This is a genomic window from Sorangium sp. So ce394 (assembly GCF_051474665.1).
Taxonomy (GTDB): domain Bacteria; phylum Myxococcota_A; class Polyangia; order Polyangiales; family Polyangiaceae; genus Sorangium; species Sorangium cellulosum_D.
This window is the reverse complement of the sequence record NZ_CP150339.1, coordinates 9,118,461-9,139,835: the sequence shown is the minus strand read 5'-3', so window position 1 is coordinate 9,139,835 and position 21,375 is coordinate 9,118,461. Positions and strand designations below refer to the sequence as shown.

The 21,375-nt window shown below is 71.4% G+C and carries 15 protein-coding genes and 12 tRNA genes; 17 read left to right on the top strand and 10 right to left on the bottom strand.

Annotated features, from left to right (window positions below):
- Nucleotides 1–115 precede the first annotated feature (115 nt).
- From WMF33_RS33560 to WMF33_RS33485, 16 genes are all read left to right on the top strand, one after another.
- Nucleotides 116–1,195 carry a protoporphyrinogen/coproporphyrinogen oxidase gene (locus WMF33_RS33560; RefSeq protein ID WP_437332446.1) on the top strand — a complete coding sequence of 360 codons (1,080 nt, stop codon included), beginning with the start codon at nt 116–118 and terminating at the stop codon, nt 1,193–1,195.
- Nucleotides 1,196–2,258: 1,063 nt separating this feature from the next.
- Nucleotides 2,259–2,332: transfer RNA gene (locus WMF33_RS33555), tRNA-Lys, on the top strand.
- 152 nt (nt 2,333–2,484) lie between these two features.
- Nucleotides 2,485–2,556 (top strand) — tRNA-Asn (locus tag WMF33_RS33550).
- Between the two features lie 174 nt (nt 2,557–2,730).
- A tRNA-His gene (locus tag WMF33_RS33545) sits at nt 2,731–2,805 on the top strand.
- A 97-nt stretch (nt 2,806–2,902) separates the two neighbouring features.
- Entirely contained in the window at nt 2,903–4,582 is a 1,680-nt protein-coding gene (locus WMF33_RS33540) for a TROVE domain-containing protein (protein ID WP_437332445.1), read from the top strand.
- A 184-nt stretch (nt 4,583–4,766) separates the two neighbouring features.
- Nucleotides 4,767–4,838: transfer RNA gene (locus WMF33_RS33535), tRNA-Arg, on the top strand.
- Between the two features lie 76 nt (nt 4,839–4,914).
- Nucleotides 4,915–5,035, top strand: a tRNA-OTHER gene (locus tag WMF33_RS33530).
- Between the two features lie 7 nt (nt 5,036–5,042).
- Nucleotides 5,043–5,114: transfer RNA gene (locus WMF33_RS33525), tRNA-Asp, on the top strand.
- A 155-nt stretch (nt 5,115–5,269) separates the two neighbouring features.
- A tRNA-Ala gene (locus WMF33_RS33520) sits at nt 5,270–5,341 on the top strand.
- A gap of 168 nt (nt 5,342–5,509) precedes the next feature.
- A tRNA-Gly gene (locus WMF33_RS33515) sits at nt 5,510–5,583 on the top strand.
- A gap of 23 nt (nt 5,584–5,606) precedes the next feature.
- Nucleotides 5,607–5,680: transfer RNA gene (locus tag WMF33_RS33510), tRNA-Pro, on the top strand.
- Between the two features lie 42 nt (nt 5,681–5,722).
- A tRNA-Pro gene (locus tag WMF33_RS33505) sits at nt 5,723–5,796 on the top strand.
- Between the two features lie 15 nt (nt 5,797–5,811).
- Nucleotides 5,812–5,893 (top strand) — tRNA-Leu (locus WMF33_RS33500).
- 4 nt (nt 5,894–5,897) lie between these two features.
- Nucleotides 5,898–5,970, top strand: a tRNA-Leu gene (locus WMF33_RS33495).
- 60 nt (nt 5,971–6,030) lie between these two features.
- The gene (locus WMF33_RS33490) at nt 6,031–6,549 is read left to right on the top strand and encodes an HNH endonuclease (RefSeq protein WP_437332444.1); all 519 of its coding nucleotides are present in this window, start codon (nt 6,031–6,033) and stop codon (nt 6,547–6,549) included.
- Between the two features lie 115 nt (nt 6,550–6,664).
- The gene (locus WMF33_RS33485) at nt 6,665–8,860 is read left to right on the top strand and encodes a protein kinase domain-containing protein (protein ID WP_437332443.1); all 2,196 of its coding nucleotides are present in this window, start codon (nt 6,665–6,667) and stop codon (nt 8,858–8,860) included.
- Nucleotides 8,861–8,935: 75 nt separating this feature from the next.
- Here the strand turns inward: WMF33_RS33485 and WMF33_RS33480 are convergent, their stop codons facing one another.
- From WMF33_RS33480 to WMF33_RS33465, 4 genes are all read right to left on the bottom strand, one after another.
- Nucleotides 8,936–9,511, bottom strand: coding sequence for an HPF/RaiA family ribosome-associated protein (locus WMF33_RS33480; protein WP_044986385.1), 576 nt, complete (start codon nt 9,509–9,511; stop codon nt 8,936–8,938).
- Nucleotides 9,512–9,587: 76 nt separating this feature from the next.
- Nucleotides 9,588–9,953, bottom strand: a complete 366-nt coding sequence (locus WMF33_RS33475; protein WP_437332442.1) for a hypothetical protein — start codon at nt 9,951–9,953, stop codon at nt 9,588–9,590.
- A gap of 560 nt (nt 9,954–10,513) precedes the next feature.
- A complete protein-coding gene (locus tag WMF33_RS33470; protein WP_437332441.1) occupies nt 10,514–11,590 on the bottom strand; it encodes a hypothetical protein in 1,077 nt (358 codons plus the stop codon).
- Nucleotides 11,591–11,652: 62 nt separating this feature from the next.
- Entirely contained in the window at nt 11,653–13,248 is a 1,596-nt protein-coding gene (locus WMF33_RS33465; protein WP_437332440.1) for a DUF4215 domain-containing protein, read from the bottom strand.
- A gap of 279 nt (nt 13,249–13,527) precedes the next feature.
- Between WMF33_RS33465 and WMF33_RS33460 the strand changes: the two genes are divergently transcribed.
- Entirely contained in the window at nt 13,528–14,496 is a 969-nt protein-coding gene (locus WMF33_RS33460; protein ID WP_437332439.1) for an ornithine cyclodeaminase family protein, read from the top strand.
- A 9-nt stretch (nt 14,497–14,505) separates the two neighbouring features.
- On the opposite strand, the gene WMF33_RS33455 is transcribed toward WMF33_RS33460, so the two are convergent.
- The 6 genes from WMF33_RS33455 to urtA form a co-directional block, all read right to left on the bottom strand.
- Nucleotides 14,506–15,717, bottom strand: a complete 1,212-nt coding sequence (locus WMF33_RS33455; protein ID WP_437332438.1) for a formylglycine-generating enzyme family protein — start codon at nt 15,715–15,717, stop codon at nt 14,506–14,508.
- 116 nt (nt 15,718–15,833) lie between these two features.
- Nucleotides 15,834–16,535, bottom strand: a complete 702-nt coding sequence (gene urtE, locus WMF33_RS33450) for an urea ABC transporter ATP-binding subunit UrtE (protein ID WP_437332437.1) — start codon at nt 16,533–16,535, stop codon at nt 15,834–15,836.
- Nucleotides 16,536–16,539: 4 nt separating this feature from the next.
- The gene (gene urtD, locus WMF33_RS33445) at nt 16,540–17,403 is read right to left on the bottom strand and encodes an urea ABC transporter ATP-binding protein UrtD (RefSeq protein WP_437332436.1); all 864 of its coding nucleotides are present in this window, start codon (nt 17,401–17,403) and stop codon (nt 16,540–16,542) included.
- Nucleotides 17,404–17,418: 15 nt separating this feature from the next.
- Entirely contained in the window at nt 17,419–18,573 is a 1,155-nt protein-coding gene (urtC, locus tag WMF33_RS33440) for an urea ABC transporter permease subunit UrtC (RefSeq protein ID WP_437332435.1), read from the bottom strand.
- Nucleotides 18,574–18,587: 14 nt separating this feature from the next.
- The gene (gene urtB, locus WMF33_RS33435; RefSeq protein ID WP_020738622.1) at nt 18,588–19,484 is read right to left on the bottom strand and encodes an urea ABC transporter permease subunit UrtB; all 897 of its coding nucleotides are present in this window, start codon (nt 19,482–19,484) and stop codon (nt 18,588–18,590) included.
- Nucleotides 19,485–19,591: 107 nt separating this feature from the next.
- Nucleotides 19,592–20,896 carry an urea ABC transporter substrate-binding protein gene (gene urtA / locus WMF33_RS33430; protein WP_437332434.1) on the bottom strand — a complete coding sequence of 435 codons (1,305 nt, stop codon included), beginning with the start codon at nt 20,894–20,896 and terminating at the stop codon, nt 19,592–19,594.
- Between the last annotated feature and the right edge of the window lie 479 nt (nt 20,897–21,375).

Genomic DNA, 21,375 nt, shown 5'->3' with positions numbered 1-21,375 from the left:
GCAGAAAAGACATCCTGTGGCGCGGCCCTGACGAGCGCGATCCGGTCGAGTCGACCCCCGGGGGCCCGTGGCCGAGCGCGCCTCTCGGGGCGCCGCCGCGTGGTATACGGGGTCGATGCGACGCGTCGCCATCGTCGGAGGCGGTCTGGCCGGGTGCATCGTCGCGTTCAGGCGGGCGGCGGCGGGCGATCGGGTGACGCTCGTCGAGGCGGCGCCGCGGCTGGGCGGGCAGCTCTGGACCGAGCGGACGGCGGGGTTCGTGGTGGAGCACGGCGCCGAGGGGTTCATCGCGCGGAGCGAGGCCGTGCCCGCGCTGGCGGGCGCGCTCGGCATCGCCGGCGATCTCGTCGGCCAGGAGACGCACAGGTCGTTCGGCTTCGACGGCGCCGCGCTGCGGGAGCTCGCGCCCGGCGAGGCGGCGGCGTTCCTCGGCTTCCAGGTGCCGCGCGACGAGCTCGGCAAGGGGATCCGCACCTTCCGCCTCGGGATGGCGCAGCTGACCGAGACGCTCGCGCGCGCGCTCGCGAGCGACGAGCGCGCCGATGTGCGCACCTCCGCCGCCGTCGCCTCGCTCGCGCGGGCGGCCGGCGGCGGCTTCCGGCTCGCGCTCGCCGGCGGGGCCGAGGTCGACGCCGACGCGGTGGTGATCGCCACCCACGCCGCCGGCGCGGCCGCGCTGCTCGGCGAGCCGGCGCGGGCGCTCCGCGACGCCGAGACGCTCTCCAGCGTGACCGTCTCGCTGGCCTACCCGCGCGCCGCGATCGAGCACCCGCTCGACGGCACCGGCTTCGTGGTCGCCGCGGGGCACCAGGCGGACGGCTTCCGCGCGTGCACGTTCACGACCTCCAAGTTCGCCGAGCGCGCTCCCGCCGGCCATGTCGCGCTGCGCCTCTTCTTCCGCCCCGAGCCGGCGGACCTCGAGCAGATGGGCGACGACGCGTGGGCGGCGCGCGCCGAGGCCTCGCTCGCGCGCGTGCTGCGCGTGCGCGGGCCCGCCGAGCGCGCCTGGGTCTCGCGCTGGGCGAGCGCGCTCCCGGTCTCCACGCCCGCGCATGCGGCGCGGGTCCGGGAGACCGAGCGGGCGCTCGCCGGCAGCGGGGTGCTCCTCGCCGGCTCGGCGTTCCACGGCTCGGGGATCGACGCGGCCGTGCGCTCCGCCGAGGCGGCCGCGGAGCGCGTCGGCGCCCTGCCGTGACGTCCCCGACCCGGACGCGAGGAGGCTGCGCGCCATGACCACGCACCTCGCCAGTAGCTGCTGTATGCCGATGGAGTCGGCCACGACGGGAGGTGCCCGGCGAGGCGACACCGAGGCGAGGCCACGTGGTGGTCTCCGGGGCCGGGTGCAATGAGCGATTCCGGATCGAGGCCGGTGCCCGATAGGGCACGAGGTGTGCACTGCGCAGCTGCCTTCCGCCGCCCTCGTCATATCCAGGGCAAATCGCCGTAGATTCGCGGTAATTCCCGATTGCGGCGACCGGCGCCGAGGCCCGGCGAGCCCTGGTCTCGAAGGCGAAGAAAAAAGAATCGACTCGAAGAACTTTTCTGTTGCGCAGCCCCTTCAAGGGGAGTACTCATTCGGCGAACAGGGATTCGTTATGTTCAGCCGCCGCGACAACATGCAGCTCATCGCCAACCAGCCCAAGGCGGGAACGCCTGAAGCGATCGTGGGATGGGACCATCTGCTGGGTGGCGATCCCTTGGCGCATAGCCCCGGATACTCCTGCGGCCTCCGCCCGTCGCGGAAGCTCGGTAACCCGGAGAATAGCGCCTAGAGGCAGCTAAGCACGCGTCGATCGACGACGTTCGCGAAGGCCGCCTCGGGAGACCCAGGCGGCCTTCGGCGTTTTGGGGCTCGTGAGCTGTAGGTCCGATGTTGGCTGCAGGCCTGTCGTGGGCCGTGGCCGCCTCGTGGGCCTCAGGCCTGCTGTGGGGCGCGGGCGATAGGCTCGTCGAGGAGAGAGATTGTCTTGCTTGCAGCGCGCGTGCGAGATCGCCGCGCGCTGCGGCGGGGGATTGCGCCCATGGAAAGGAGGCGCGGCAGAGAATGCGCTGGAGGCATTCGATTCGATAACGAATAACGTTCGGGGGGCATGATGCGCGCTCGCGGGGGCGCGATAGGGATTCGTGTGCGTCGGCTCTGGGCGCGGCACCGCCCGCGCGGCCATGGGTCGCCGTCTCTTCCGGCCCAGAGGCTCGAGCTCTTCAGATCATGACGGCCTGCCGGCGCGGCAGGCGATGCGGAGGTGCGTCCTCCGCGCGGACCCGTAGCTCAACTGGATAGAGCAGCCGCTTCTTAAGCGGACGGCTGGAGGTTCGATTCCTCCCGGATCCACCCGGCGCGCGCTCGGCATTCCATGCCGGCGCGCGCGCCGTGAGAGCGCTGAGATCGTCGAAGCGCGCTGATGGATCCCTCTGTGGAGGGGTCGCTCGTTCTGTGACAACCAGGATGTGCAATGTAGATGGAGGCGCGGTGCGCCTCCATGTTCCGGTGTAGCTCAATGGTAGAGCGCCCGCTTGTTATGCGGTGGGTTGGAGGTTCGATCCCTCCCGCCGGAGCCGCGCCCCCGGCGCTCGGAGGCAGGGCCCGCCTCGCTCACGCGAGGCCGGGCTCGCCTCCGGCCGGGGGCGCATCGGCGCCTGCCGCGAGCAGGCGCTCCGGGATGGAAATGCGCCTCCACTGAGGTGAGGAGATCCGCGGTTCGGGGCCGACCATCCCGGCGATAGCTTGCGTGGGTGTTGCTCTTCTGGTGAAGAGGGCAGGTTGTGACCCTGCGGAGACGGGTTCGATCCCCGTACGCCCACCCAGGACGGGTCGATCGCGCTCGGTTATCTTTGGTAGATCCTCCGAGCGCGCCGCTTATCCGTCCTCTTTTGCCCGGGCTCTCGGGCCGGAGGTGGTGTCATGGCCAATTATCTGAAGCACTTCGCCGCGCTGGTCACCCCGCAGCGGCGGAAGGCCCGCGCCGATCAGGTGCAGAACAGCGCCGGTGGCTTCGCCTTCGCCCTGGACGAGTGGGCGAGGCTCGACCGCTGGCTGATCCTCGGCGCGGAGGGGGGGACCTACTACGCGACCGAGCGGAAGCTCACCGTGGAGAACGCCCGCGCCGTCGAGGCCTGCCTCGCCGCGGATGGGCCCCGCGCCGTGCGGCGCGTCGTCGATGTCAGCGGCTCGGGGCGAGCGCCGAAGAACGCGCCTGCGATCTTCGCGCTCGCCATGGCCTCCGCCGACCCGAAGCTCGAGACCCGGAAGGCCGCCCTCGCGGCCTTGCCCGAGGTGTGCCGCACGGGGACGGACCTCTTCCACTTCGCTCGCGACGTGCAGGGGTTCCGCAAGTGGGGCCGCGGGCTCCGGTCCGCCGTCGCTGCGTGGTACAACGGCAAGCCCGTCGAGAAGGTCGCGTATCAGGCGATCAAGTACCAGCAGCGCGACGGCTTCAGCCACCGCGATCTCCTGCGGCTCGCGCATCCTGTCGCGCCGACCCCGCAGCACGACGCCCTTTACCGCTGGATCGTCGGCGGCATCGAGGCGCTCGGCAAGGAGTCGGCGCGCGGCAAGGCGCTGCCCCTCGGGGAGCTGCCGGACGCGGTGCGCGCGTTCGAGTCGCTCCGCGCGGCGACGAACCGGAAGCAGGTCACGGCGCTGATCCGACAGCATCGCTTCACGCACGAGATGCTCCAGACCGAGTGGAAGAACGACCCCGCGGTCTGGGAGGCGCTGCTCGAGCACATGCCCCAGACGGCGCTCATCCGGAACCTGGGGAAGATGACCGCGATCGGCCTGCTCGCGCCCATGAGCGACGCGTCCCGCAGGGTGGCGCAACAGCTCACCGACGCCGACCGCCTGAAAGCGGCGCGGGTCCACCCCGTCGCCGTGCTCTCGGCCCTCAAGATCTATGAGCAGGGCCACGGCGAGCGCGCTCGCCGGCGCGAAAACGCGCTCTCGTGGACCCCGGTCCGCGAGATCGTCGACGCGCTGAACGAGGCGTTCTACCTCGCGTTCCGGTCGGCCGAGCCGACCAGGAAGAAGCACCTCCTGGCGCTCGACATCTCCGGATCCATGACCAGCGGCTCTATCGCTGGCGTCCCCGGCCTGACGCCGCGCGTGGCGAGCGCGGCCATGGCCATGGCGACGGCGCGGATCGAGCGCGAGTACAGCGTGGTCGGCTTCTCGGCGGCGTCGGGCGGGTACGGCGGCAAGTGGGGCGGGGGAGTCTCCGGCCTCTTGCCGCTCTCGATCTCGCCGGAGCAGCGGCTCGACGACGTGCTGCGCGCGGTGGAGGGCCTCCCCTTCGGCGGCACCGACTGCGCTCTGCCGATGATCTGGGCGAAGCGGAACCGGGTGGAGGTCGATTCGTTCGTCATCTACACGGACAACGAGACCTGGGCGGGCGGCGTTCACCCGTTTCAGGCGCTCAGGGACTACCGGCAGGCGATGGGCCGACCGGCGAAGCTGATCGTCGTCGGGTTGACGTCGACCGGCTTTTCGATCGCCGACCCGACGGACCCCGGCATGCTCGATGTCGTGGGGTTCGACGGGGCGGCCCCCCAGGTGATGGCGGATTTCACCCGGGGTGTCTCGTGACAGACAGCGTGACGGACGGGCTCCGCCGGCCCGTCCGTCCGACGCCGGGGCGCCGCGCGGGCGCCCCTCCTGCGGGACGCCGCCATGATGGATGGCACCTGTTCTTCATCTTTTGCCCGGGCTCGCCCGGGCCGCCGAAGGACAGTTCTCGTGGTTCGACTCCAGCGTCCCGCTCCCAGGAGCTGCCCCCGAGCCCGATCGGATAGGGGCCGGCCTACGAAGCCGGTCGATGCGGGTTCGAGTCCCGCCGGGGGCGCCGGGATCCCGCCCTCCGTCGTTCGCTCCATTGCCCGACCCGGGCCGAAGGACGACGGTTCTCGGATCCCGACCTTGCCGCTGTAGCTCAGCCTGGTAGAGCACCTATTCCGTTCTCCGCCCGCTTGCCCGACCCGGGCCGAAGGAGGACGGTTACCGTAACCTAGGATGTCGCGGGTTCGAGTCCCGCCGGCGGCGCCGCTTTGCCCTCGTATGCATCTGGTGAAGCAGCCTGATTGTCGATCAGGTGAGGGGAGTTCGATGCTCCTCGGGGGCGCCTCGGGAGCTCTCCGGAGCTCCTGCGAAATGGCTTGATTGCTTCATTGTCCGGCTCCCTCCAAAAAGAGCGAGCTTGGTCCATAGAAACCGACGGATAGCTGTCGAATGCACGAGGAGATGACGATGAAGATCTGACGCGGTGATCGCTGGTCCGGGGTGATAGTTCAACCGGGAGAACACTGCCCTCGCACGGCAGGGATCGAGGTTCGACCCCTCGTTGCTCCACCGGACGGGCCGAAGCTCGTGGGTTACCATACCTGTTACGTGTGCCCCCCACGGCGTCCCTTGCCCGTCCGTTCGTCTCGTCGCCGAGGCGGGCCGCCGGCCGGCGTGCCGCACTTCGTGCGGGGCGCGCGGCGCCCGGCGGCCCGCCTCCTTTTTTTGTCGTAACCTGCGGTGGTAGCTCAAAGGTAGAGTGCGAGCGTGCCAAGCTCGCGACGGGAGTTCGATTCTCCTCCACCGCTCCATCCCTGAGCGCAACGACAGATTTCTGGGTGTGGCTCAACCTGGTAGAGCACCGGCTTCGGGAGCCGGGGACTGGGGGTTCGAATCCCCCCACCCAGACCGCGGGAGGCGAAGCCTCGCCGCGACGCGCGACGGGGATCCCTGGGTGTGGCTCAACCTGGTAGAGCACCGGCTCGGGGAGCCGGGGGCTGGAGGTTCGAATCCTCTCACCCAGACCGCGGCGCGCGGACGTCACCGTGACGGAACGGCATACGTGGCAGGCTGAGATCCTGCGCCCTTCGGGGTATGTGGGTTCGAGTCCCACCGGTGACACCCTGCCCGGGTGGCGAAACGGCAAACGCTGCTGGCTTAGACCCAGCCTACTGGGGGTTCGACTCCCTCCCCGGGCACCGAACGCACGTGACCTGGAGCGACATCATGAAGAGAAAGAGACGATAACGAGGTGGGCCATGACCGCGCAGACGCTGCTTTTGACGCCATGGATGGTGCCCCATAAGGTCATCCCGTGGCAGACCGCTGTCACGATGAGCTTCCTGGGCAAGGTGGAGGTCATCGAGGAGTACGACGACGTCATCCGGTCGCCGTCGCTTTCCATCAAGGCGCCCGCGGTGGTGCGGCTGAAGCGACCGACGCTGGGGATGAAGCGCGGCGTGAAGTTCTCGAGGATCAACGTCCTGCTGCGCGATGGCTTCCGCTGCCAGTACTGCGGCGTGAAGAAGGAGGCACGCGAGCTCAACTATGATCACGTCATCCCGCGCGTGCAGGGCGGCAGGACCGTCTGGGACAACATCGTGGCCTCGTGTTACGCGTGCAACACGATGAAGCGGGGCCGGACGCCGGAGCAGGCCGGCATGAAGCTGCTCCGCGCCCCGGTGAAGCCGAAGTGGCTGCCCCCGGCGCCCGTCCTGGGCCTCAGCGAGCGGCGTATCCCGGAGCTGTGGGCAGGCTACTGCGCGAGCGCGGGATGACCCGCGCCCCGCGCGCCGGCGCGACCATGACGCCGCCTCACAGGCGAGTCGTCGGGCGCGCCGGCGCGCGTCGGGGCTTCCGCCGCCGGGCGGGCAGGTGCAGGATGGTCGGGCCATGGTGACGTGTCCGACGTCCGACCGCATCGAGGACGAGCTCGCGCCGTCCCCCGCCGTCCTGCGCGGCTGGCTCATCGAGGGCGAGCTCGGCCGCGGCGGGATGGGGCGGGTGTTCCGGGCGCGGCACCCGAAGACGCGGGCGCGGGCGGCGATCAAGGTGCTGCTCGGCGACTATGCCCGACGGCCGGACGTCGTGGCCCGCTTCCGGCAGGAGGCGATCGCCGTCAACATCATCAACCACCCGGGAATCGTCCGCGTCTTCGACTCCGGCGAGCTCGAGGACGGCTCGCCCTACATCGTGATGGAGTACCTCGACGGCCGGGGGCTGCGCGACTGGGTGCAGGCCGTGCCGCCCGCGGATCGGCCGCGGCAGGTGGTGCGGCTCGGCTACCAGATCGCGTCGGCCATGGCCGCGGCCCACGCGTCCAAGGTCGTCCACCGCGATCTGAAGCCGGAGAACATCATGGTGGTCGACGACGAGCTCGCGCCCGGGGGCAGCCGCGTCAAGATCCTCGATTTCGGTATAGCGAAGGTCCTCTGGGGGGGTCTCCCCGAGGTGCTGGAGCTCGAGGCGAGAGGCTCCCTGGCGCCCGCGTCCGTGCCCACGATCCGCACCGAGCTCTCGACGCGGCCGGCGCTGACGGTGGGCGCCGCGGCCGGCCCAGCGAGCGCCCTGGGCGGCGCGAGCGCCACGCCAGAGAGCGCGCTGGGCCGCGCGGGCGCCACGCCGGAGGGCGAGGCCCACGAGGACGACGCGCTCCGGAGCCTCCCCGTCGTGAGCATCGGCAGGCCCGCGATCAACCCCGCGCCGGTCGAGGTCCCGGCCGAGGCGGTCTCCTCCGCGTCGGCGCGCGGGTCGCGCGCGTCGATCGAGCCCGGCGCGCTCGCGCCGCAGAGCGAGGGCGCAGGACAGCCCACGATGCCGTTCACGCAAGAGGGCGTGTGGGGCCTCGGGACGAGGAGCTACATGGCGCCAGAGCAGGAGCGCCACTCCGGGAGCGTCGACGTCAAGGCGGATGTCTACTCCCTCGGCGTCATCCTCTATGAGCTGCTCGAGGGGCGGACGCCCGACGCGGCGAGCGCGGCGTGGCCGCCCCCGATGAGCGCCGCCACGCCGCCCGATCTCGTCGCCCTCGTCCACCGGGTGCTGGCGTTCGATCCCGAGGCGCGGCCGCGCATGGCGGAGGTGGCGAGCGCGCTTCACCGGCTCGGCCGGGCGAAGAAGGAGCTCGACGAGGCGCTCTCGAGGTGGGTCGCCGGCGGCAGGGCGCCGGGGCTCTTGCCGCGCGGAAAGGCGCTGCACGAGCTGTCCGCGTGGGCCCGGGACATCGACGATCTCTCCGGCCTGGAGCGCAGCTTCCTCGACGCGGCCGCCGCCGCGGAGGCGCGCCGCGAGCGCCTCACGCGGGTGCTGCTCGCCCTCGGCGTGGTCGTCCTGATGGGGATGGTCGCGACGACCACCGTGTTCTGGATGCACGCGACGCGAGCGCGCAAGACGGCGGAGGCCGCCGAGCGCGCCGCGCGCGAGCACGGCCGCCTCGAGGCGGCCGCGAACGCCTCGGCGCAGGAGGCGCTCGCGAAGATGAGCGAGGCGCAGCGCGCGACCGAGGAGGCGCTCGCCCTGGCGATGAAGGCGAGCGACGACGCGAGGAGCGCCAACTCTGCCAAGGAGTCGATGACCGAGGCAAAGCGCCTGGCCGAGAACGCCGAGCTCCGGGCGAGGCGCGCGGCCCAGGCCGCGGCCGCCGCGAAGGCCGAGGCCGACGCGCGCTACGAGCAGTCGAAGAGCGCGCTGGAGCGCGAGATCGCCGGCCTCGAGAGCGACCGCGAGCGCCTGGCGGCGCGGCTCGATCAGGCCGAGAGCGAGCGCGAGCGGGCGAGGGCCGCCCTCCGCTCGAGGGATCACGATCTCAGGACGGCGCTCTCGGAGCTGCGGCGTGAGTCCGCGCGCGTGGGCTGGCTCGAGCGCAAGCTCGACGAGGCCTCCGAGCGGATCGACGCGCTCGAGCGGCAGCGCGAGGAGTGCGTCATGCGGCAGCCCAGGGGGCAGCCGCAGCCCGATCCGCCCCGGGACGGGGACGCGGTCCCTGGACAGGAAGAGAAGGAGGAGATCGCGACGCCGCCGGCCGAGCCCCCGCTGGACCCGACGCCGCCGGCGCCTCTCCCGCCGTTGCCGCGCGGTACGACGATATAGCCGCTCGCTGGGGGAGCGAGCGAGCGCGGGGCTCGCGCGCCGCGCGCACGAGCCCCGCGACCTCTTCGCTCGGGGCTAGCTGAGCGTAGGGATCTCCTCGCGACCGCGGTTGCCGCCGCGCGCGTCCACGATCCGCACCGTGCTCGCCTGGGGCCCCTCGTCGCCGTCCTCTTCCGTGTAGGCGACGCCCATGCCGATCTTCAGCTCGGAGAACGGCGCCGACACGATGCTTCGCTCGTGAAAATAGATCTCCCGACCATCGATCGTCGTGATGAACCCGTAGTCGTTGAACAGCTTGGTAATGACGCCTGCCGTGTCTTGCGCCGGGTGGGACTTCACCTCGCTCCGCTGCTCGCTCGCGAGCTTCTTCAGCTGGCGGCCGGCGCGCTGGAAGACGTCGCGCACCGCCGTGGGCAGCAGGTTCCTGGCGGCCCGCTCCTCGCTCACGATCTCGTGCTTGCCGGCGACGTGGAGATCGACGCGCACGCGGTACTCGCCGCCCGTGCCCTGGCTCGCGTGGTCGCGCTCGACGACCACGGCGCAGCTGTTGATGTGGTCGTTGAACCGCTGGATCTTGTTCGCTTGCTCCCGGATCAGCTCCTCGAGCGAGGGGCTTTTGTCGATGTGTCGGAAGGTGAGCTCCACTTGCATGCTCGCTCCTTTCATCCTGCGTCGCTGGGACGCGTCACTGCAGTCGATGTGAATCGCTGATTCGTACCAGCCGATTTCAGTACATGTGCGGGGTGTCTGACGTGGGCACCAGGTACTGTCCCGGCCTCGCGAGCATCGGCGCGGTCGCCCGGAACGCGCGCCGCTCCGGATCTGCCAGGTCGACGTAGACGGCGTCCTGCAGCAGCCGGGCCCCCTCGGGCAGGACCGGGATTTCCCGGAGCTCGTCCGAGGTGAAGTCCTGAAGCTGGCGCGTCAGCTCCATGATGTCCGACGCGAGCTTCACGCTCGGATCCAGGGTGGAAGGCCCGCCCCCGATGTTCTGCCCGGCCATGTGGTTCGGGTTCAAATCGCGCTGCAGCTCATCGGCATGCTTCTGCTTCGCCTGCGGCGCAGCTTCCGAGTGGTTGTTCTTCGCGACCATGAACACCTCGTGTGTGCTTGAAGTGAGCAGGTAGCAAGTTCGCTGCCATGGTCGCTCCTGCGTGCGGCAGCCGCGGGCGGCGAGCTCCGCGGTCGAGCAGCGCCGGGCCGGGTCAGGGCGGCGCAGGCTCTGCGCGACAGGCGCAGGTTCTTGCGTCCGTCGTGGATCTCCAGGCTGGCGCGGGCAGCGTGACGAGGAGCGACGGAGCGTCCTCCTCTGGGGCAGTTTGCGACACGCGGGGCGTCTCGGGTCGTTCCGTCACATCTCCTCGGAATGCCGCGCGCCTGTCCGGTCCGGGAAACCGAGGCAGCACGAGCCGAGCGAGCTCGACCGCTCCCGGCGGCGGGGCCTGGCCACCGCGGCAGGCCTCGGCCACGCCGAGCGACTCGATGGTTCGCCCGCCGCGCCGCAGCCGTGCCGATCGGGAGCAGGTGCGCACGGCGCGTCGCCCCGGCGCAGGGCGGCATCAGGGGAGCGGGCGCGAGGGCGAGCTCGGCGCGCGCGGGGCCGCGCATCGGGCCGGCCGTCAGCAGGCGCGCCGGCCGCGTCCCGAGCGCCGCTCAGCGGATCTCGAAGACGTAATCCGTGTCGTAGGTGCGGACGAAGAGCTTGCGGTCCTTCTCGACGAGGAACGCAGGCCCGCTCTTCAGCGAGAGCTTCGAGACCACCTTGCCGGTGGCGCGCTCGAGGACATAGAGGAAATCTGGCTCGGCCGTGAAGCCGTAACCGCAGAGGAGATGATCTCCGCGCAGGACGAAGTTCTCCGCGTTGCAGACGAGCGGCGCGCTCTGCCAGAGGAGCTGCCCGGAGGCGAGATCGATGGCTGACAGGTAAGCGTTCTTGCCCTTCGAGGAGGCCGCGTACGTCCTGTGTCCCGACGAGACGTAGAGCACGCCGTCCTTGACCACGGCCCAGCCGACGTGGCCCCGCACGAACTCGTCCTCGTTGGGGGCGATCTCGGGCGGCACGAGGAAGCTCTCGAAATCGAAGAAGGCGACGACCCTGTGCGCCGCGTCGAGGATCGCGACGAAGCGCTCCGCGGCGAAGCTCGGGCCGTAGAACAGGGCGAGGTGGTCGCCATGATCGATCGCCTTGACGAGCGGTTGATCGCGGTAGCTCTCGGGGACGAAGGAGGGGAGGGGACGGGAGCCGCTCGCCTCGCCCGCGGCCGCGCTCGGCACCTGCAGCGTCGGCAGCGACAGGCCGTTCGCGGTGAACCACGCCGCCTCGTCCGTGATCTTGTTCTTCTGCTCGGCGATCTTCACGAGGCGCGGGGCGGCGGAGCTTCCGGCCGGCGCGGGCCGGACGAGCGTCTGGCCGAACGGCGGCGGCGCGAGCTCCACGGGGGACCTGCCGTCGAGCGACGATGCGCGCGCCGCGCCGGCCCCCGGCGCGCGATCGCCCGCGGCCTTCTGCGCGGGCTGCGCGGCGCTGTCGCCCGCGGCCGCTGGCGCGGGCCGCGGCGCTGGGGCGGCGGCGTGAGACGACGGCGTCGCGGCGCCGGGGTGCAGCGGGGCGTCCTGGGAGGTGTGGGCCGGCGGCGCGGCGGCCGGCTGGCAGGCACACACGGCGAGCAGCGCGGCGGCGAGCAGGCGCGCGCGGCGCCATGGCTGAGCTGAAGGAGGGGTGGCAGGCACGCGCGCAGCGTACCTCATCCCCCGCCCGGCGGGCGCTACGCCGCGCCGCGCGGCGTCAGAGCTCAGGGAGAGGGGGTGAAGGAGAGGCGGAGCGAGTAGGGCCCCACGTCTGTCAGGCGGTACGCCTCGACGAAGATGATCAGGGGCACGCCGCCCTCGACGTCGATCGAGCGCCTCTCGTCCCTGCCACTGATCTCGCTCTCGACGCACGCGAGCTGGCGGCCCGAGCAGCCCGTCCGCACGTAGAAGCCTTGATCGGTCTCGGAGGACAGCACAAGCCTGAGCGTGCCGTCGCTCGGCGGCGTGAACGCGTGGAGCCTCTCCGGCGTACCACGGCCGGTGCAGGTGCCCTCGAACACTGCGGTGCCGCCCGTCGTGTCGCCCGCGTTGCCCCCAAGGACGGCCACGGGCGCGTCCGCGCAGACGTCGTCGATCTCCACGGTGCACGCGGCGGAGCAGCCGTCGCCGGCGACGGTGTTGCCGTCGTCGCACTCCTCCGGCTTGCTGACGATCCCATCGCCGCAGGTGGCCGGCGAGAACACGAGATCCAGCGTGTATGGCCCCGCGTCGGCGGGCGTGCGGGCGTCGACGACGATCGGCACCGCCTGGTCCTTGTGCACGACGACCTCGAGCTCCTCCTCGTCGGGCTCGGCGCCCGAGGCGGCGTGCTCATCCTCGCACGCGCTCTCGGTGGACGCGTCCGCGCATGCCGTGCGGGTATAGAGGCCGTGGTTGCTCTCCGACTGGAGCACGACGAGGAGCGTGCCCGACTGGCCGGCGGGCGGCGTGAACACGTGGATCTTCTCCGGCCCGGCGCCGGTGCAGCTGCCATGGAGCACGCGCGTGCCGCTCGACGTGTCGCCCTCGATCGTCGTCGTCACCGGCGCAGCGCCCGCGCAGGCGGCGTCGACGAGCGGACGGCAGGTCGCGGCGCAGTCGCTGTCCGCGCAGTCGACCTGGCCGTCGCCCTCGTCGTCCTCGCCGTCGGAGCAATCGAGCTCGCCGAGCTTGCAGAGACCGTCGAACCTGTCGCACAGGCCGAGCTCCGCGCACTGCGCGTTCTCGGTGCACGCCGGGATGCACGCCGTGATCTCGCCGCCGATGTCGCTGCACGTGTAGCCGTCGCGGCACTCGTCGGTCGTGGTGCAGCGACGGATGCACAGGCCCAGATCGCCGAAATCGACGCAGACGCCGCCGTCGTCGCAGGCGCCCACGATGGGATCGCAGAGGCCCGCACAGGCACCGGACGGCCAGCCCCAGTCGATCTCCCTGATGCAGTACTCTCCGTCGCACGCCGCGTCGTAGGTGCACGCCGCGCCGTAGTTGACGGGCGTCCCTCCACCGCCGCCGGTGCCGGTGGGCTCGGCGCCGCCGGTGCCGCCGGTGCCGCCGGTGCCGCCGGTGCCGGTAGGCTCGGCGCCGCCCGAGCCGCCGGTGCCGGTGGGCTCGGCGCCGCCGGCGCCGCCGGTGCCGGTGGGCTCGGCGCCGCCGCTGCTGCTCGTGCTGGTCGCGCCCGATGCGCCGGCGCCGCTGCCCGTGACGCCGGCGCCGCCAGCGCCGCCGGCTCCGCCCTTGCCCCCTTCGCCTCCATCATCACCGCATCCGGCGGTCGCCGAGAGCGCGAGCACAAAGAGACCTGCAACGAGTCGTACGTTCATCCACCCGCTCCACCACAAGAGAGATCATCGAGACGCGGGGTGCACCCCACCCCACGGCGCAGCTACGCCATCTTCAGCGCAACGGCGTGGCCTGCCAACCCCCCGGTTCATGTCGCCGGCGCTCCGTGACTGCCGCTCTCGGCCGCCGGATCCGAGCGGGACAGCCGTCCCTTTCGCGAAAAGAGCGCCCACCGAGGCGGCGGGCGGAGCATGCGCGCACACCGGTCCGCACGTGGGAACGCGTGCGTTCGCGTTCGGCGTCGCGTACGGTCGCATCGGATGAAGCCCGAGAAAACATTGCTCCTCTCCCAGTCCGATGTGGTCTCCCTCCTCGCGATGGACGCGGCGATCGCCGCCGTGGAGGCGGCGTTCGCGGCGTACGGCCGCGGCGAGGCCGCGATGCCGCCGAAGGTGTACCTGGGGCTGCCTGCCCACGACGGCGACCTCCGTGCGATGCCGGCCTACGCCGAAGGGGCGGCCGGGGTGAAGTGGGTCAATTCGCACCCGAAGAACCCGGCGCGCTTCGGCCTGCCGTCCGTCATGGGGCTGTACATCCTCAGCGATCCCGCCACGGCGGTGCCCCTCGCCGTGATGGATGCGACCCGTCTCACGGCGGTACGGACCGGCGCGGCCGCGGCGATCGCGTCGAAGCACCTCGCGCGGCAGAGCGCGAGGACGCTCGGCTTCATCGGCTGCGGCGTGCAGGCGCGCTTCCTGCTCGACGCCCACCGCGTCGTCTACGGCGATCGGCTGGAGGTGCTCGCCGCCGACGCGTCGCGCGAGGCGAGCGAGCGGTTCGCGGCCGAGGCGGGCGGGCGCGCCGTCTCGGTGGAGGAGGCCTCCGGCTGCGACATCCTCTGCACCTCCACGCCCGCGCGCGCGCCGGTCGTGCGGCGCGCGTGGGTCCGCCCGGGGGCGCACATCAACGCGATGGGCGCCGACGCGCCCGGCAAGCAGGAGCTCGATCCGGAGATCCTCCGGGAGGCGCGCGTGATCATCGACGACTGGGCGCAGGCGACCGAGAGCGGCGAGGTCAACGTGCCGCTGCACGAGGGCGCCATGCACCGCGAGCACATCCAGGGGACGCTCGGCGAGGTGGTCGCGGGCAAGCTGGTGGGGCGCGGCGACGCGGCCATCACGGTGTTCGACTCGACCGGCCTCGCGATCCAGGACGTGGCGCTCGCGCGCGTCATCTACGCCGCCGCGCGCGAGAGGGGAGCCGGGACGGCGTTCGACTTCTTCGGCTGAGCGCGGCGCCTACGGCCTCCTCGCGCACCGCATGCCGAGGCTGTAGTACGGGGCCGACGGCGCGACGCTGACCCGCGCGGACGTCAGCAGGTAGCTCGGCGCGCCGAAGCTGCTCCCGCCGCGGACCACCCGGTTCGAGGTGTCCGTCAGGTTCGCGCAATCGACGCACTCCGCCGGATAGGTCCCATATCCATCCAGCGTCCACTCCCGCATGCTCCCGCCGAGATCCGCCTGCGTCCACCGCCCGTCGCCCTTCGGCGAGCGGGATCCGACGGGCACGATGTCGCTGAAGTCGCTCTGGAACGTGCAGCCTGGCGCCGCGCTCTCCCTGCAATCGTAGGACGCGTAGCTGGCGTCGATGGTCGTCGACTCCGGTGGATTCGACCACGGATACTGCCGCTGCTCGCCCCCTCCGGCCGCAGCGTAGTTCCATTCGGCCTCGGTCGGGAGGCGGCCCCCGTCCCACGCGCAGAACGCGAAGGCGACGTACCAGCTCACGCAGTTCATCGGCAGGTGCTCCTGGGCGCCTGCCTCCTCCGTCCACGTCCGCATGTCCGGGTTGTCCGGATTGCACATCACCGAGGCGCGCAGCGCCGCCGCGTCCGCGGGCAGCTCGCCGTTCCAGGCCGGGTTCCACCCGCTCCCCGGGATGCCCGGGTGCGCCCCCGCGTCGGCCGCGGGCTGGCTCCCGGGGTATGCCGCCACGAACCTCCGGAACCGCCCCACCGTCACCTCGAAGCGATCGAGCCGGAGGTCGCTTACCGTCGCCGGGGATGCGGGATCGTTGCCGCGGTTGAAGGTCCCCCCGGGCACCACCGCGCTCGCGCAGCAGCCCTCGGTCGCGCCGGGGCCGCACGTCGATGGCAGACCGTCGCAGCTCGGGGGGGTCGTGCACGCCGTCCCGCGGCACACGGGCGCCTCCGCGGGACACGGCTCCGGGGCGCCCCACTGGCCGGCGTCGTTGCACCGCGCGAGCAGGTTGTCCGAGCACCGCGCGTCGTCGGGGGTGCACTCTCCGGGACCGCCGCCGCCATGACCGGCGCCACCGCGGCCCGAGCTCGCGCCGTCGCCGCCGGAGCCGGCGTCGCCGCCGCTCGAGCCGGTGTCGCCGCCCGCGCCGTCGAGCGGGTGATAGTCCTTGTCGAGCCCCAGGAGCGCCGTACAACCGCTGGCCAGGACGGCCGGCGCCGCCCATACCCATCCCGCGCGCCTGCTGAGCATGGTTACTCCTACAGCCGCCGCGCGGGCGCTGTCCACCGCCGCGCGCCCGCGCCTGGCTCAGCGAGCGGCTGCGCCGCAGGACCGAGGAGCGGTCCCGAACCGCGCCTGCGCGCCCCTCACACCGCCAGAAACTCCCTCGCGATCTCGTCGTTGAACTCCGCCACGCTCCCCCGCCGCACGATCCCCCCGTTATCCATGATGAAGTACTCGCTCGCCGTCGAGAGCGCGAAATCCAAGAACTGCTCCACGAGCAGGATCGCCATGTCGCCCTTCTTCCCGAGCTCTTTGATCACCTCCCCGATCTCCTGCATGATCGACGGCTGGATCCCCTCCGTCGGCTCATCCAAGAGGAGGAGCTTCGGCTGCCGCAGCAGCACGCGCGCGAGCGAGAGCTGCTGTTGCTGCCCGCCGCTCAGCGTCCCCGCCGCACGCGCCTGGAACTTCTTGAGGATGGGGAACATGGACATCATCTCTTCGAGCGCCGCCGGGCTCGGCGTGGCGTCGCTCTTGGCCTCGAAGCCCATGAGCAGGTTCTCTCGCACCGTCAGGTACGGGAAAATCCCGCGCCCCTGCGGCACATAGCCGATCCCCGCGCGCGCCCTGTCGCTCGGCGACCTCGAGGTGAGATCCGCCCCGTCGAGCGCCACCTTCCCGCGCCGCGGCTTGAGCACGCCCATGATCGCCTTGAGCAGCGTCGTCTTGCCGACCCCGTTGCGCCCCAGGAGGCACGAGACCCGGCCGGGCGCGACATCCAGGCTGACCTGCGACAGGATGCAGCTCTCCTCGTAATAGACCGCGAGATCCTCGACCACCAGCATCTCTCTACCGCTCCTCCGCCGCGACCGCGGCCCGAGCGCCGCCGCGCGCGCCCCCCGCGTCGTGCGCCCGACCGAGGTAGACCTCGATCACCTTCGCGTCGCGCTGGACCTCCTCGACCGGCCCCTCGCACAGCCTCCTGCCGGCGTGCAGCACCGTCACCGTGCTCGCGTACCGCCGGACGAACTCCATGTCGTGCTCCACGACCAGCACCGACCGCTCCTTCGCGATCTCCTGGACGAGCTCCCCGGTGCGATCACGCTCGCGCCGGGTCATCCCCGCCACCGGCTCATCCAGCAGGAGCAGCTTCGGCTGCTGCACGAGCAGCATGCCGATCTCCAGCCACTGCCGCTCCCCGTGCGCGAGCACCGCGGCCCGCACGTCGGCGCGCCGCCGGAGCCCGATCCGATCGAGCGCCTCGGCGATCTCCTTCTCCTGCTCCGCGGACAGCCCGCGGAGGAGCCCCGGCGCGCTCTCCCGGAAGCCCATCGCCGCCTCGAGGTTCTCGAGCACCGTGAGGCTGCCGAACACCGCCGGCGTCTGGAACTTCCGCCCGATCCCGAGCCGGACCAGGGCGTGCTCCGGGAGCCGGTGCGCCTCGACCGCCTCTCGCCCCGACTCCCCACCTCCGTGGAACACCACGCGCCCGCTCGACGGCTTCGTCTTCCCGGTGAGGATGTCGAGCAACGTCGTCTTCCCGGCGCCGTTCGGCCCGATGAGGAACCTGAGCTCCCCGCGCTGGATGGAGAAGTCGAGCCCGTCCAGCACCTTGAAGCCGTCGAAGCTCACCGTCACCTGCTGGACCTCGACGATGTTGCCGCGGCTCATCCCATCGCTCCTCTGCTCGCTCTCGCACTCATCTCCGCTCATGTCCGCTTCCTCCCCTCAGCGCCCGGACGTCGCGGGCGCCTCGGAGCGCGCCTCCACGTCGCCGACGCCCACCGGCCCGTCGACGGCGGCCTCACGCGTGCCCGCCGGCGCGCCGCCCGCGTCGCGGCGCGCGAGCCGCGACGCGTGGCGGCGCAGGAAGCCGGCGATGCCCGTCGGGAGCAGCATGACCGACGCCGCGAAGAGCGCGCCGAAGCCGAGCTGCCACACCTCGGGGTACGACTCGCTCAGCGCGCTCTTGCCCAGGCTCACCAGGATCGCCCCGACCACCGCGCCGATCAGCGTGCCGCGCCCGCCGACCGCCACCCACGTCACCATCTCGACCGACGGCATCACGCCCATCGAGGACGGCGAGATGAGGCCGACCTGGCAGACGAAGAGCGCGCCGGCGATGCCGGCCATGCCCGCCGACAGCGCGAACACCAGCGTCTTCAGCGTGACCGGGTTGTAGCCGAGGAAGCGCACCCGGTTCTCGTCGTCGCGCGTCGCCACGAGCAGGCGCCCGAAGCGCGACTGGGTGAGCCGCCGGCACAGGAGATACAGCGCCCCCAGGCAGAAGAGCGTCACGAAGTAGAGCACCGTCTGCGTCGAGGCGGCCCCCCGCGCGAAGCCGAAGATCGTCTTCAGGTTCGTGATCCCGTTCGTGCCGCCCGTGATCGCCTGCTGGCCGACGAAGAGGATCGACGCGATCAGCGTGAGCCCCTGGGTGATCAGCGAGAAATACACCCCCTGGACGCGGCTCCGGAAGACGAGGTAGCCCACCGCGGCCGCGATCGCCATCGGCGCGAGGACCACGGCGCAGAGGGCCACGACCGGCGAGCGGAACGGCTCCCAGAAGAGCGGGAGCGCCTCGAGGCCGCTCCAGCTCATGAAGTCGGGGAGGCGCGAGCTTGACGTCTCCAGCTTCAGGTACATCGCCATCGCGTAGCCGCCCAGGCCGAAGAAGAGCCCCTGTCCGAGGCTCAGCATCCCGCCGTAGCCCCAGATGAGGTCGAGGCCGAGGGCGACGATGGCGAACGTGAGGAACTTGCCGAGCAGGTTCAGCCGGAAGTCGGAGAGCACGAGCGGCGCGACGAGGAGCGGCAACGCCACGGCGAGGGGCGCTCCCCAGGTCCATAGGAAGGTGCGAAGGGCGGAGTCTCGAGGGGCCATGTCCGTGTCCTCTCCTATCGGGTGCGCAGGGCGAGCAGGCCTGTCGGCCGCCACTGCAGGAAGGCGATCACCAGCGCGAACACGAGCGCCTTGCCGAGCGAGGCCGTCGTCGACAGCTCGAGCAGCGTGTTCGCGACGCCGATGACCAGCGCCGCGATGGCCGTCCCGGGCAGCCGCCCGAGGCCGCCGAGGATGACCACCATGAAGGCGTCGACGATGTAGTTCGTCCCGAGCGACGGGCCGATCGAGCCGAGCTGCGTCAGCGCGCACCCGGCGATCCCGGCGAGCCCCGCGCCGAGCGCGAACGTCGCGGCGTCGACCCGGCGCGTGCGGACGCCGAGGCACGAGGCCATCTCCCGGTTCTGCATCACCGCCCTGAGGCGCCTGCCGCCCGCGGAGCGGTGCAGGTACGTGTAGACGGCGGCGATGCACGCGATCACGAGGGCGATCAGGAAGACGCGCTTGTAAGGCAGCTGCACCCCGCCCGAGAGCGCGACGCCGCCGCTCAGCCACGACGGGCTCGAGACCTGCACGTTGGACGCGCCGAACAGGCTGCGCGCGGCCTGCTGCAGCACGAGGCCGACCCCCCACGTGGCGAGCAGCGTGTCGAGCGGCCTGCCGTAGAGGAAGCGCACGATCGAGAGCTCGAGCACGAGCCCGAGCACGCCAGCCACGAGGAACGAGGCCGGCAGCGCGAGCAGGAACCAGAGCCCGGCGTCCGTCCCCCCGACGAGCGGCGCGAGGTGCTGCCCGACGACGTACGTCGTGTAGGCCCCCGCCATGATGAACTCGCCGTGGGCCATGTTGATCACGTTCATCAGCCCGAACGAGAACGCGAGGCCCATCGAGATGAGCAGGAGGATCGAGCCCAGGCTCAGGCCGTTGAAGGCGTGGAGGAGAACTTCGTTCATGCTAGAGCACCGAAGCGGTCGAGACGCCGCGCAAGAGAGGTTCGAGCCGCAGAGGCACAGCGGGGACCACGGCGAGCCCCCCTGTGCGCTCCGCGCGGCCGGCCGCGCTACTTCGCGGCGAGCTCCTTCGCCCAGGGGTATGCGGTGAGGTACGGATCCGGCTGGATCGGCTTGCCCGTGCTCCAGACCTCGTCGATGAGGCCGTCCTGCCGGACCTTGCCGATGCGCACCGTCTTCCACGTGTGCTGGTTCTTCCCGTCGAGCCGGACGAGCCCCTCGGGCGCGGCGTACTCGATGCCTCCGGCGTTCACCGCCTCCTTCACCTTGGCGACCTCGGTCGACTTCGCCTTCTCGACGGCCATCTTCCAGAGGTAGACCCCGAAGTAGCCCGCCTCGATGGGGTCGTCCGTGACGCGCGCGGCGCCGTACTTGGCCTTGTACGCCTCGACGAACTTCTTGTTCTCCGGGGTGTCCGTGGTCTGGTAGTAGTTCCACGAGACGAGGTGTCCGGCGATGTTGTCGGCGCCGATGCCGCGCACCTCTTCCTCGGCGACGCTCACCGAGAGGACCGGCACCTTGTCGGCGGTGTAGCCGGCGTCCTTGAACTGCTTGAAGAACGCCACGTTGCTGTCGCCGTTCAGCGTGTTGAAGATCGCGTCCGGCTTGGCCGCGCCGATCTTGCTGATGATCGTGCTGACCTCGGTCCCGCCGAGCGGCAGGTACTCCTCGCCGGCGAGCTCGCCGCCCTTCGCCGCGAGCTGGGCCTTGATGATCTTGTTCGCCGTGCGCGGAAAGACGTAGTCCGAGCCGAGCAGGTAGATGCGCTTCTTGCCCTTCTCGAGCAGGTAGTCGACCGCGGGGACGATCTGCTGGCTCGGCTCGGCGCCGGTGTAGAAGATGTTGGGCGACTGCTCCAGGCCCTCGTACTGGACCGGGTAGAAGAGCAGGCCGTTCAGCTCCTCGAACGAGGGCAGCATCGCCTTGCGGCTGGCGCTGGTCCAGCCGCCGAACACGACCGCGACGCCGTCCTGCTGGACGAGCTTCCTGGCCTTCTCGTTGAACGTGGGCCAGTCGCTGGCGCCGTCCTCGATCACCGGCGTGAGCTGCTTGCCGAGCACGCCGCCCGCCTTGTTGATCTCCTCGATCGCGAGGATCGTCGCGTCCTTGACGGCCACCTCGCTGATCGACATGGTGCCGCTCAGCGAGTGGAGCACGCCGACCTTGATGGTGGCGCTGTCCGAGGCGGGCGCCGCCCCGGGCGAAGCCCCCGGCGCCGGCCCCTCCTTGCCCTCGTTGCCGCAGGCGGAGAGCAAGGCCGCGCCGGCGAGGGCCGCCGCCGCGACGCAGAGCGACCGCCGCCGAAAGGAGCCCGCCGCCGGCCGCTCCTCGACGCTTAGCCCAGACGTGAACATATTCAACGCATCCTCCTTGGGTGCCGGTGCGCGTTCGATGCCCTGCATCGACGCGGCGCGGCGAACCGACTGCACAAGAGCCGTTGGGAAGCTCGGGAGTCGGCAACTGGAGACTCCCGGCCGGACACCGAAGGACCGCCCCGCACAGCGAGGCTCGGCCCTCGGACAGGGGCCAGCGACACGACGTCGTGGTGAGATGTCTTATGCCGAGCGCTATGTTTCCTCGAGGTTTCGTCGAGATGAAATGTCGACCGGCCGGGGGACGAGGTGCGCTTTCCGCAGCGTCAATCGGGGTCCCCGATCACAAAGCGAGTCTCGACAGCGCCGCGGCGATGCGCGGGCGGAACGCCGCGGGCGGCGGGGCGGCGCGCGCAGGCGGAGCCGCGCCAGGCGCCCGCGCGGCCGAGCAGACGGAGCGCCGGCCCGACGTCCGACCCGCCGCGCCGGTGTCGCTGGCGCCGAACCGGTGTGGGGCGCTC

What these genes read in the sequence shown, in the direction of transcription:
- WMF33_RS33480 (WP_044986385.1), bottom strand. Translation starts at nt 9,511, where the DNA reads ATGCAAGTGGAGCTCACCTTCCGACACATCGACAAAAGCCCCTCGCTC.
- WMF33_RS33475 (WP_437332442.1), bottom strand. Translation starts at nt 9,953, where the DNA reads ATGGTCGCGAAGAACAACCACTCGGAAGCTGCGCCGCAGGCGAAGCAG.
- urtC (WP_437332435.1), bottom strand. Translation starts at nt 18,573, where the DNA reads ATGGCCCCTCGAGACTCCGCCCTTCGCACCTTCCTATGGACCTGGGGA.
- urtB (WP_020738622.1), bottom strand. Translation starts at nt 19,484, where the DNA reads ATGAACGAAGTTCTCCTCCACGCCTTCAACGGCCTGAGCCTGGGCTCG.
- WMF33_RS33560 (WP_437332446.1), top strand. Translation starts at nt 116, where the DNA reads ATGCGACGCGTCGCCATCGTCGGAGGCGGTCTGGCCGGGTGCATCGTC.
- urtD (WP_437332436.1), bottom strand. Translation starts at nt 17,403, where the DNA reads ATGAGCGGAGATGAGTGCGAGAGCGAGCAGAGGAGCGATGGGATGAGC.
- WMF33_RS33485 (WP_437332443.1), top strand. Translation starts at nt 6,665, where the DNA reads ATGGTGACGTGTCCGACGTCCGACCGCATCGAGGACGAGCTCGCGCCG.
- WMF33_RS33455 (WP_437332438.1), bottom strand. Translation starts at nt 15,717, where the DNA reads ATGCTCAGCAGGCGCGCGGGATGGGTATGGGCGGCGCCGGCCGTCCTG.
- WMF33_RS33460 (WP_437332439.1), top strand. Translation starts at nt 13,528, where the DNA reads ATGAAGCCCGAGAAAACATTGCTCCTCTCCCAGTCCGATGTGGTCTCC.
- urtA (WP_437332434.1), bottom strand. Translation starts at nt 20,896, where the DNA reads ATGTTCACGTCTGGGCTAAGCGTCGAGGAGCGGCCGGCGGCGGGCTCC.
- WMF33_RS33540 (WP_437332445.1), top strand. Translation starts at nt 2,903, where the DNA reads ATGGCCAATTATCTGAAGCACTTCGCCGCGCTGGTCACCCCGCAGCGG.
- WMF33_RS33490 (WP_437332444.1), top strand. Translation starts at nt 6,031, where the DNA reads ATGACCGCGCAGACGCTGCTTTTGACGCCATGGATGGTGCCCCATAAG.
- WMF33_RS33465 (WP_437332440.1), bottom strand. Translation starts at nt 13,248, where the DNA reads ATGAACGTACGACTCGTTGCAGGTCTCTTTGTGCTCGCGCTCTCGGCG.
- urtE (WP_437332437.1), bottom strand. Translation starts at nt 16,535, where the DNA reads ATGCTGGTGGTCGAGGATCTCGCGGTCTATTACGAGGAGAGCTGCATC.